This window comes from Zobellella iuensis (assembly GCF_016746085.1).
GTDB lineage: Bacteria > Pseudomonadota > Gammaproteobacteria > Enterobacterales > Aeromonadaceae > Oceanimonas > Oceanimonas iuensis.
Map to the genome: position 1 here is coordinate 89,619 of NZ_JAERTZ010000023.1, position 9,852 is coordinate 99,470.

Genomic DNA, 9,852 nt, shown 5'->3' on the forward strand with positions numbered 1-9,852 from the left:
ATGGATTAAAACACCTTTTTCAAACACTTGTTTTACATCCGGCGATCATGGCATCCGTGGTATTGTGCCGCCGCTCACGTCATAATGGACCGATTCGACAATTTTTCTTATTTAAGGCGTCGCTATGTGGTCTGCCATCAAATGGTTTCTCCGCACCCTGGGCCGGGTGCTGAATGCCATTCGCATGTTGATTATCAACCTGATTTTTCTGGCCGTTCTGGTCTCCTTTGTTCTGCTCTTCACCGCCAAGGATGAAAAGCCCCGGCTGCCGGACAGCGCCGCCCTCAGCCTCACCATCACCGGCTCCATCCTGGAGCAGGACGATCCGGTCAGTCCGCGCCGCCTGGCCCAAAAGTGGCTGGCCGGCGACACCACGCCGCCACCCATGACCCTGGGCCAGATCAAGGAGGCCCTGGACCGGGCCCGCAACGACGACCGCATCCAGGCCCTGGTGCTCCGGCTGCAGAACATGACCGAGTCCAGCCTGACCCGGCTGGATGAAATCGGCGAGGCCATCGAAGGCTTCAAGACCTCGGGCAAACCGGTGTACGCCATCGGCGACTACTACACCCAGAGCCAGTACTACCTGGCCGCCCACGCCGACGAGATCCTGCTCAACCCGGCGGGCGCCGTGACCATACAGGGCATGGGCGTGTACCGGCTGCACTACAAATCGGCCTTCGAACGTTTCAACATCACTCCCCATGTGTTCCGGGTGGGCACCTACAAGTCCTTCGTGGAGCCCTACCTGCGTGACGACATGTCGGAAGAAAGCCGGGAAGACACCCTGCGCTGGCTGAACCAGCTGTGGCAGCACTACCAGGACAACATCGTCACCCTGCGCGGCATACCGGCCGACCACATCAGCCCGGACAAGGAGCAACTGCTGAGCCGCTTCCGCGCCGCCGGCGGCGATCCGGCCCGCTATGCCCTGGAGCAGGGCCTGGTGGATCGCCTGGCCAGCCGCACCGAGATGCTGGAAACCGTGGCCGAGCAGGTAGGCTGGGACAGCCAGGCCAACCAGTACATGGGCGTGGAGCTCCCCACCTACCTCAGCCGCAGCGAGCGGCGGCGCCACAGCGCCCCGGCGGTGGGGCTAATCACCGCCAGCGGCGCCATCATGAGCGGCGAGGCCGGCAGCAACACCATCAACGACGAGTACATCAGCCAACTGGTGGAGGAAGCCCGGCTGGATGCGGATATCCAGGCCCTGGTGCTGCGCATCGACAGCCCCGGCGGCAGCGCCTTCGCCGCCGAGCAGATCCGCACCGCCCTGCTGCAGTTCAAGGACAGCGGCAAGCCGCTGGTGGTATCCATGGGCGGTACCGCCGCCTCGGGCGGTTACTGGATAGCGGCGGACGCCGACCGGATCTACGCCGCCCCCACCACCCTTACCGGCTCCATCGGCGTGTTCGGCCTCTTCCTCACCTTCGAGGAGGCCTTCGAGAAGCTCGGCCTCAACACCGATGGCGTGGGCACCACCGACTTCGTCGGCGCCGGCCTCACCACCGGCCTGCCCGAGCATACCAAGGAGCTGATCCAGCTCGGGGTGGAGCATACCTATGACCGCTTCGTCAGCCTGGTGGCCGATGGCCGGGGCCTGAGCCCGGAGCAGGTGGAACGCGCCGCCCAGGGCCATGTATGGACCGGAACGGACGCCAGGGAGCTGGGGCTGGTGGACGAGCTGGGCTACCTGGACGACGCCCTGGCCGGTGCCGCCGAACTGGCCGGCCTGCCGGAGTTCAGGGTCAAGCCGGTGCGGCTGCAACCCTCCACCAAGGAGATGCTGCTGGAGCAGCTGCTGCTGGATTCGGGCAATACGCTGACCGGCCTGGTGCAAAGCGCCCTGCCCGCCGCCCTGCGCCCGGCCGGCGAGCAGTTGGGCCGGGAGCTGTCCGCCCTGGCCCGGTTCGACGACGTCAAGGGCCAGTACGTGCTGTGCGTGGAATGCCAGGAGTTCTGATGGACAAGAAAAAGATCTACATCGCCTACACCGGCGGCACCATCGGCATGCAGAAATCCGCCAAGGGCTATGTGCCCCTGGCGGGCTTTATGACCGACAGCCTGGCCAACACCCCTGAGCTGCACCGCCCGGAAATGCCCGATTACCATATCCATGAGTACGATCCGCTGATCGACTCCTCGGACATGAGCCCCGCCGACTGGCAGCGCATCGCCGACGACATCAGGGCCAACTACGACCGCTACGACGGCTTCGTGGTACTGCACGGCACCGACACCATGGCCTTCACCGCCTCGGCGCTGTCGTTCATGCTGGAGGATCTGGAAAAGCCGGTGATCGTCACCGGCTCCCAGATCCCGCTGGTGGAGCTGCGCTCCGACGGCCGCAACAACCTGCTCAACGCCCTTTATATCGCCGCCGAGTACCCCATCCACGAGGTGGGACTGTTCTTCAACAACCGGCTGTATCGGGGCAACAGGGCCAGCAAGGTGCACGCCGACGGCTTCAACGCCTTCGACTCCCCCAACTTCCCGCCCCTGCTCAACGCCGGCATCCATATCAGCCTGGAAGCGGGCGAGATCGGCGGTGCCCGCGGCAAGCCGCTGACGGTCAGCCCCATCACGCCCCAGCCCATCGGGGTGGTGACCCTGTATCCGGGCATTTCCGCCGAGGTGATCGGCAACCTGCTGCGCCAGCCGGTCAAGGCGCTGCTGCTGTTGTCCTACGGGGTGGGCAACGCGCCCCAGAACGATGCCATGCTCAAGCTGCTGGCCGAGGCCTCGGCCCGGGGCGTGGTTATCGTCAACCTCACCCAGTGCCTGCGCGGCTCGGTCAATATGGAAGGCTACGCCACCGGCCATGCCCTGGCCGAAGCCGGGGTGATCTCGGGTTACGACATGACCACGGAAGCGGCACTCACCAAGCTGCACTACCTGCTCAGCAAAAAGCTGCCGCCGGAGCAGATCCGCAAGCTGATGGGCCAGAGCCTGAGGGGCGAGCTAAGCCCGGCGGGATAGCCGGAAGCTGGAGGCTGGATGCCTGAAGCTGGATGATTGGCTGGCAAGACGGCTAACACTCCGGTACCGCCAGCCATTGAATGGGGTGGCCGGTGTGCTCGGCAAAGCGCAGCAGATCGGCGCGGCTCAGCAGCAGGGTGGCGGTATTGCGCAGGGGATGGCAGTGAAAGTCGTCCCCATCCTTCAGCTCCTCATCCAGCCACAGCTCTACCTGTTGCTCCCCGTCGTTCACCAGCGCCAGCACCGACACCTGGCCGGGGGCCACACCCAGGTAGCGCCGCAGCCGCTCGGCCGAGGCGAAACCGATGCGCGACCAGCCCACCCGGCGGGACAGGGCCTTGAGATCCACCTGCTTGTCGGGCCGGGTCAGCAGCAGGGCGTGGCGGCGGCCGTAGTTGTCGCGCAGGAACAGGTTCTTGAGCCGGGTGCCGGGCCTGTCCAGCAGCAGCCGGTCGGCGTCGTCGCAACGGTGCAGTGGCGGGTGTTCGATAAGCGGCGGCCGGATCTGCCAGTCGGCCAGCCGCGCCATGATGTCCATGATTGCTCTCCGTTTTTCAGCCATCGGCATAAGATATGCCTTCTTTGGATAGCGGATGCCGGCGAAATATGCTGTTATCGGGCTATTGTTTCAATCGATACCATTACCATTTATGAGCCTATTATCCAAGGTCAAACTGTCCATCCTGGACCTGGTGCATATCCGTAGCGGTTTCGACGCCGCCGACGCCATCGCCAACTCGGTCGCCCTGGCCCGCCATGTGGAGGGCCTCGGCTTCGAGCGTTTCTGGCTGGCGGAGCACCACAACCTGGACGGCATCGCCAGCTCCGCCACCGCCGTGCTGGTGGGCCATATCGCCGGCCAGACTTCCCGTATCCGGGTCGGCTCCGGCGGCATCATGCTGCCCAATCACCCGCCGCTGGTGGTGGCCGAGCAGTTCGGCACCCTGGCCACCATGTACCCGGGTCGCATCGATCTAGGCCTGGGCCGGGCCCCGGGCACGGATCCCGACACCATGCGCGCCCTGCGCCGCCGGCCGGAAGACGGCGAGGACTTTCCCGAACAGGTACAGCAGTTGCGGCAGCTGCTGGGGCCGGCCCGCCATGGCCAGAAGCTGATGGCCATTCCCGGCGCCGGCACCAATGTGCCCATCTGGCTGCTCGGCTCCAGCCTGTTCAGCGCCCAGCTGGCGGCGCAGCTCGGCCTGCCCTACGCCTTCGCCTCCCACTTCGCGCCGCGCATGCTGCATGAGGCGGTGGCCATCTATAAAGACCGGTTCCGGCCTTCGGACGTGCTGGCCGAGCCCTACCTGATGCTGGGCGTGCCGGCCATCGTCGCCGACAGCGACCGGGAGGCCGGGTTCCTGGCCAGCACGGCGCAACAGAAGGTGCTGTCGCTGTTGCGCGGCGAGGGCCGCCAACTGCAACCGCCGGTCACCGACATGGACCAGCGCTGGCTGCCTCACGAGCAGCGCGGGGTGGAGGGCTTCCTCGGCGCCGCCGTGATCGGCAGCCCGGACCGGGTGGCACAAAAGCTGGAGGTGCTGCTGGCCCAAACCGGCGCCAACGAGCTGATGGTGGTGTCCGATATCTACGATCAGGGTGCCCGCCACCACAGCCTGTCGCTGCTGGCGGGCCTGGTGGGCCTGGTGGGCTGAAGCGGGAAGCGTAATCATTCCTCCTACCGGCGCAAGCTGTCTCGGCAGGACAAGGGGCCGGACTCAGCCCCGTCGCCGGTCCCTGGATTCCCGCCTTCGCGGGAATGACCGCCTTTATGCCGTCTCCCCCGCGCAGGCGGGGGCTCCGGGCACGGATCTTAGCGTGCCGGATTGACCGCCAGCACCCCGGCGCGGATCACCGACTGCTCGGCGATCAGTTCGTTGACCACGGCGCGGCTGGCCTGGTAGTGCGGGGTTTCCTTGTGGGCCGCCAGGGCCGCTTCGTCCTGGTAGATTTCATACAGCCAGAACAGCTCGGGATCCGCCTTGTCCTGCAACACATCGAAGGTATGACAGCCGGGCTCATCGCGCACCGAGGCGGCGGCGTTGGGCAGCATGGCGTCGAGAAATGCCTGGGTGGTACCCGGCTTGAGCTTGGTTTTGACAATAATTGAATACATTGTAAACTCCATTTGTTTATCTTAATTAAACAAACAGTACACAATATTTTCCGTAAAGAGACAAGGAGCCCCGCCATGGAAAGACCCGGTCGTTTCAACGGCATGCGCCATATCGCCTTCACCATGCCCAACCTGGAAGAATGCGTGCAGTTTTACACCGAGATCATGGGCATGGAGATACTGAACCGGGCCCACGAGGATCTGGTGTACCTCACCTGCGGCAACGACAACCTCTCCCTGGGCCGTTCCGATCTGCCCGCCAGCGGCGTGCAGCGCATGGATCACTTCGGCTTTATCGTGGACAGCAAGGAAGAGCTGGACCAGTGGTACCTGTACTTCAAGAGCCAGGGCGTCACCCTGCTGGACCGGCCCTTCGACCATGGCGACGGCGCCCGCAGCTTCCATATCACCGATCCCGCCGGCAACGTGATCCAGCCTATCTATCACCCGGCCATCTCCGGCCAGCGCTTCAGCCTGCCGGAATAAATTCCGTTTTCTCCCTTCGCCGTGGTTTTCCCTGCCACGGCTTTCCGTTATGGTAAGGACATAGTGCGTACGCACCCCGATTCTTCCCGTATTTAGAGAAACTCCATGTCCTTGCATACCGATGAACTGAGGAGTCGCCGGCTGGCGGCCCTGATCACGCCGCACCAGCTGAGCGAACAATACCCCCTGTCCGACACCATGGCCGAGACGGTACTCGGCGCCCGGGCCGAGATTGAAGCCATCCTCACCGGTAACAGCCACAAGCTGCTGGTGATCATCGGCCCCTGCTCCATCCACGACCCGGCCGCCGCCCTGGCCTACGCCGAGCGGCTGGCGCCGCTGCGCGCCCGCTATGCCGACAAACTGTGCATAGTGATGCGCACCTACTTCGAGAAGCCCCGCACCATAGTGGGCTGGAAGGGGTTGATCAACGATCCGCACCTGGACGGCAGCTTCGACGTCAACACCGGCCTCGGCCTGGCGCGCAAGCTCCTGTGCGACATCAATGCCTTAGGCCTGCCCACCGCCACCGAATTCCTGGATATGGTGACCGGCCAGTATATTGCGGACCTGATCAGCTGGGGCGCCATAGGCGCGCGCACCACCGAATCCCAGGTGCACCGGGAAATGGCCTCGGCCCTGTCCTGCCCGGTGGGCTTCAAGAACGGCACCGACGGCAATATCCAGATTGCCCTGGACGCGGTGCGGGCGGCGAGCCATCCCCATATCTTCTGCTCGCCGGACAAGGATGGCCGCATGACCATCTACCAGACCGACGGCAATCCCTACGGCCACCTGATACTGCGCGGCGGCAAAGAGCCCAACTACGACGCGGACAGCGTGGCCCAGGCCGCCGCGGGCTTGGCGCAGGTCGGGCTCTCCCCCCGGCTGGTGGTGGATCTCAGCCACGGCAACAGCCTCAAGCAACACCAGCGCCAGCTGCTGGTGGCGGAAGACATCTGCCGCCAGCTGCGCCAGGGCAGCCCCCATATCGCCGGCATCATGGCCGAGAGCTTTATCGAGCCTGGCCGCCAGGAAGTGGTGAACGGCAAGGCCGAGGTGTTCGGCCAGAGCATCACCGACGCCTGCCTGGGCTGGGAAGACAGCGAACAACTGCTGGAGATGCTGTACCAGGCTGAAAGCTAGAAGCTGGAAGCTGGAAGCTGGAAGCTGGAAGCTGGAAGCTGGAAGCTGGAAGCTGGAAGCTGGAAGTGATGATGGCTGCAATTTAGTGCAAGATCGCAGCTTTTTTCACATGGAACGCGGAGCGGGCAGCCAGGCAGCACCCTGTTTAAGAACAAGCTCGATGCCACATCCACAAGGGTTTTTCTTCCAGCTTCCGGCATATAGCTTCCAGCTTTAGTCCGGCTTCCGGCATCTAGCTTCCAGCTTCAGTGTCCGGCAGCAGCAGCCGGGTGCCGTCCTGCTCCAGCAGCCGCACCCGGACCCCGAACACCTCGGCAATCAGCTCGGGCGTCACCACCTCGGGCCCGCCCCGGGCGGCGAGCCGGCCCCGGTGCAGGCACCAGATCTCGTCCGCGTACTGGCAGGCCAGGTTGATATCGTGGATGGAAGCCACCACCGCCAGCCCCTGCCCGGCATAACGGCGCAGCAGGCGCAGGGTGGCGAGCTGGTGCTGCCAGTCGAGCCCGGCCAGGGGCTCGTCCAGCAGCAGCAGGGCACCGTCCGGGTTCACCTTGGGATCCACCTGCAGCAGTGTCCTGGCGATCAGCAGCCGCTGCTGCTCTCCCCCCGACAGGCTGGTCAGCGGGCGGGCATAGAGGTTGTCCAGCCCCAGCGGGGCACCGAGCCCGGCCATGGCCAGGCACACCGCCTCGCTCACCCCGCCCACCGGCTCGGCAGCCAGCGCCAGCAGTTCGAACCCCCGCAAACCCTGGGGTAGCTGGGCCTGCTGGGCCAGCATGGCCCTGTGCCGGGCCAGTTCACTCAAGTCGAAACCGTGCAGATCCTTACCCAACAGCCGCACCCGGCCCTCGCCCTCGGCGAGGCCGGCCACACCCGCCAGCAGGCTGGACTTGCCGCTGCCGTTGGGGCCGATCAGCAGGGTCAGGGTGCCCGCCCTGAACTCGCCGCTCAGGGGCCCGACCCGACCGGCCAGGACAAACTGCTCAAGTTCCAGCATAACGGCGTACCAGCAACCAGATGAAGACCGGGGCGCCCAGGGTGGCGGTCACGGCCCCGATGGGCAATTCGCCCACGGCCAGGGTCTGGCGCGCCGCCACATCGGCCAGGGTCAGCAGCGCAGCCCCCGCCAGCACCGAGGCCGGTAGCAGGAAACGCTGCTGGCCGCCCACCAGCAACCGCAGCAGATGCGGCACCACCAGGCCGATAAAACCGATGACCCCGGCCATGGCCACACAGAAGGCGGTGAGCAGGCACACCGCCAGCACCAGCCGGGGACGCAGCCGGTGCACATCGAGCCCCAGCAACCGGGCCTGGTTTTCGCCCAGCGCCAGCATATCGAGTCGCCGCCCCTGCGTCGTCAGCCAGCCCAGGGTCAGTAGCGCCGGCAACCACCACCAGAACGACAGCTGCTGGCCGTAGCCCAGGCTGCCCATCATCCAGAACAGAAAGGTGCGCAGCGAAGCATCGTCGGCCAGGTACAGCAGCCAGGTGAGGATGGCGTTGGCGAAAATACCCACCGCCACCCCGAACAGCAGCAAGGCGCCCTGGCCCAGGCGGCGCCGGGCCAGGGCCAGCAGAAGCAGGGTCACCACCAGGGCGCCGACAAAGGCCGCCAGCGACAGGCTCCAGTAGGGCAGTTGCAGGCCAAAATGGGTCGACAATGACAGCGTCAGTACCGCCGCCAGGCTGGCGCCGCTGGAAATGCCTATCAGCCCCGGCTCGGCCAGGGGATTGTGCAGCAGCACCTGCAGCACGGCACCGCACAGGGCCAGGCTGGCCCCCACCAGCACCGCCAGCAGGGTGCGCGGCAGGCGCAGCTGCCAGAATACCTGCTGCTCCAGAGCCGATACCGGCCGCCACAGCGCCTCGATGCCCACCCCCACGGCGCCCAGTTGCAGGCTGAGCAACACGGCCAGCAACAGGGCGGCCCCCAGCCCCAGCAGCCAGTAACGGTACTTATATTGTTGTTGGATCAGCAGTGCGCTCAGCACAGTGGTGCTCTCGTCGGCATAAAAACGCCATGGTATCACCCTTGGCGGAGCGGCAAAACACGGAGCGGGTTCCGTACCGGGCCGCTTTTGGTGGCGGCCTGCGTTGTGCGCTAAAGGCTGTTACACTGGAATATTCCCAACCGGAATAGGTACCCGCATGCTACTCGAAGGACTGGAAACCCTCACCCTGCTGGCTCAGGAAAAGACCATGGGCAAGGTGGCCGGCCGGCTCTACATTACCCAGTCGGCGGTAAGCAAACGGATCAGCAACCTGGAAGCACGTCTCGGCAAGAAACTGGTGGAGCCGGACGGCCGCCACCTGCGGCTCACCCCCGATGCCCTGGCCCTGCTGGAACGCATCGGCCCCAGCCTGAACGAACTCAGGGGCCAGTTGTTCGACAGCCAGCACCTCACCGATCAGAGCCCCTTGGCCATCGCCTGCTCGGAAACCATACTGGCCGGCTACCTGGGGCCCCTGCTCAACCGCTATCTGCGCCGCGACCCTTATCTGCAGTTTTCCACCCACCACACTCCGGTGATCCTGGAGCGGGTGCGCGCCGGCGATGCGGTGCTGGGGGTCTGTGCCGGGGAAATCCTCCACGCCCGGGGGCTGGAAGTGGTGCCGCTGCTGGAAGAACAAATGGTGCTGGTGTCTCCCGCACCGCCCGACTTCGGCCAGCCGTTGGCGGTGGTGACCATCGATCTCGGCAACCCGGCCAACCGCTACCTGGAGCACCGGCTGCGCAGCGCCGGGCTCATACCCTGGATGCAGATGGACTCCTACTTTGCCGCCGCCGAGCTGGGCCGGGCCGGGGTGGCGCCGGCGGTGGTGCCGCTCGGGGTAGCCCGGCTGATGGGCATAGACCCGGCCCTGCAACATGCCCCGCCCGCGGGCAGCCGCCTGACCCGGCCGGTCAGCCTGGTGTTCCGGCCTAGCTCCCGCAAGCGGGAGCGGCTGGCCAGCCTGATTGCGGTACTGGAACGGCACTTCGCCGGGCTGGCGGGGTAAAGCGGCGTGGCGGGCGCTCCCGTAGATACTCTGTTTAAAATCAAGATTTCATGTGCTCTTCACTGAACAGCAAAGCGGAATCGAACGCCGTTTCAGTCTGCATGCAGGCCCATAGTCCGGTGAGG

Annotated in this window: 10 protein-coding genes; 6 read left to right on the plus strand and 4 right to left on the minus strand. The window is 65.3% G+C overall.

The genetic code is table 11. The annotated features are described in order from the left end of the window. Positions 1 to 124 precede the first annotated feature (124 nt). Positions 125 to 1,963 (plus strand): signal peptide peptidase SppA, encoded by a 1,839-nt coding sequence (sppA, locus tag JKV55_RS10800; RefSeq protein WP_202085105.1) that lies wholly within the window; start codon positions 125 to 127, stop codon positions 1,961 to 1,963. Further along, complete coding sequence (gene ansA / locus JKV55_RS10805; RefSeq protein ID WP_202085108.1) at positions 1,963 to 2,979, plus strand: asparaginase; 1,017 nt, start codon at positions 1,963 to 1,965, stop codon at positions 2,977 to 2,979. The genes sppA and ansA overlap by 1 nt, the downstream gene beginning before the upstream one ends. A 52-nt stretch (positions 2,980 to 3,031) precedes the next feature. On the opposite strand, the gene JKV55_RS10810 is transcribed toward ansA, so the two are convergent. Beyond that, entirely contained in the window at positions 3,032 to 3,517 is a 486-nt protein-coding gene (locus tag JKV55_RS10810; protein ID WP_202085110.1) for a prolyl-tRNA synthetase associated domain-containing protein, read from the minus strand. A gap of 112 nt (positions 3,518 to 3,629) precedes the next feature. Here JKV55_RS10810 and JKV55_RS10815 point away from each other — a divergent pair, with 112 nt between their 5' ends. Beyond that, positions 3,630 to 4,634: an LLM class flavin-dependent oxidoreductase gene (locus JKV55_RS10815; protein WP_202085112.1), complete on the plus strand. Its 1,005-nt coding sequence runs from the start codon at positions 3,630 to 3,632 to the stop codon at positions 4,632 to 4,634. Positions 4,635 to 4,792: 158 nt separating this feature from the next. On the opposite strand, the gene JKV55_RS10820 is transcribed toward JKV55_RS10815, so the two are convergent. Continuing rightward, positions 4,793 to 5,095 carry a putative quinol monooxygenase gene (locus JKV55_RS10820; RefSeq protein WP_202085114.1) on the minus strand — a complete coding sequence of 101 codons (303 nt, stop codon included), beginning with the start codon at positions 5,093 to 5,095 and terminating at the stop codon, positions 4,793 to 4,795. A 75-nt stretch (positions 5,096 to 5,170) separates the two neighbouring features. On the opposite strand from JKV55_RS10820, the gene JKV55_RS10825 reads away from it, so the two are divergent. Both JKV55_RS10825 and JKV55_RS10830 read left to right on the plus strand, forming a co-directional pair. After that, complete coding sequence (locus tag JKV55_RS10825) at positions 5,171 to 5,581, plus strand: VOC family protein (RefSeq protein ID WP_202085116.1); 411 nt, start codon at positions 5,171 to 5,173, stop codon at positions 5,579 to 5,581. Between the two features lie 105 nt (positions 5,582 to 5,686). Next, positions 5,687 to 6,727: a 3-deoxy-7-phosphoheptulonate synthase gene (locus JKV55_RS10830; protein WP_202085118.1), complete on the plus strand. Its 1,041-nt coding sequence runs from the start codon at positions 5,687 to 5,689 to the stop codon at positions 6,725 to 6,727. A 232-nt stretch (positions 6,728 to 6,959) separates the two neighbouring features. Here JKV55_RS10830 and JKV55_RS10835 read toward each other — a convergent pair whose 3' ends face one another. Both JKV55_RS10835 and btuC read right to left on the minus strand, forming a co-directional pair. Then, a complete protein-coding gene (locus JKV55_RS10835; RefSeq protein ID WP_202085126.1) occupies positions 6,960 to 7,724 on the minus strand; it encodes a vitamin B12 ABC transporter ATP-binding protein BtuD in 765 nt (254 codons plus the stop codon). After that, positions 7,711 to 8,718 (minus strand): vitamin B12 ABC transporter permease BtuC, encoded by a 1,008-nt coding sequence (gene btuC, locus JKV55_RS10840; protein WP_202085128.1) that lies wholly within the window; start codon positions 8,716 to 8,718, stop codon positions 7,711 to 7,713. Before btuC ends, JKV55_RS10835 begins: the two co-directional genes overlap by 14 nt. Positions 8,719 to 8,875: 157 nt before the next feature. Between btuC and JKV55_RS10845 the strand changes: the two genes are divergently transcribed. After that, complete coding sequence (locus JKV55_RS10845; RefSeq protein WP_202085130.1) at positions 8,876 to 9,727, plus strand: LysR family transcriptional regulator; 852 nt, start codon at positions 8,876 to 8,878, stop codon at positions 9,725 to 9,727. Positions 9,728 to 9,852 lie beyond the last annotated feature (125 nt).

Excerpts from the sequence above, each read along its gene's own strand:
- sppA (WP_202085105.1), top strand. The coding sequence starts at position 125 with ATGTGGTCTGCCATCAAATGGTTTCTCCGCACCCTGGGCCGGGTGCTG.
- ansA (WP_202085108.1), top strand. The coding sequence starts at position 1,963 with ATGGACAAGAAAAAGATCTACATCGCCTACACCGGCGGCACCATCGGC.
- JKV55_RS10810 (WP_202085110.1), bottom strand. The coding sequence starts at position 3,517 with ATGGACATCATGGCGCGGCTGGCCGACTGGCAGATCCGGCCGCCGCTT.
- JKV55_RS10815 (WP_202085112.1), top strand. The coding sequence starts at position 3,630 with ATGAGCCTATTATCCAAGGTCAAACTGTCCATCCTGGACCTGGTGCAT.
- JKV55_RS10820 (WP_202085114.1), bottom strand. The coding sequence starts at position 5,095 with ATGTATTCAATTATTGTCAAAACCAAGCTCAAGCCGGGTACCACCCAG.
- JKV55_RS10825 (WP_202085116.1), top strand. The coding sequence starts at position 5,171 with ATGGAAAGACCCGGTCGTTTCAACGGCATGCGCCATATCGCCTTCACC.
- JKV55_RS10830 (WP_202085118.1), top strand. The coding sequence starts at position 5,687 with ATGTCCTTGCATACCGATGAACTGAGGAGTCGCCGGCTGGCGGCCCTG.
- JKV55_RS10835 (WP_202085126.1), bottom strand. The coding sequence starts at position 7,724 with ATGCTGGAACTTGAGCAGTTTGTCCTGGCCGGTCGGGTCGGGCCCCTG.
- JKV55_RS10845 (WP_202085130.1), top strand. The coding sequence starts at position 8,876 with ATGCTACTCGAAGGACTGGAAACCCTCACCCTGCTGGCTCAGGAAAAG.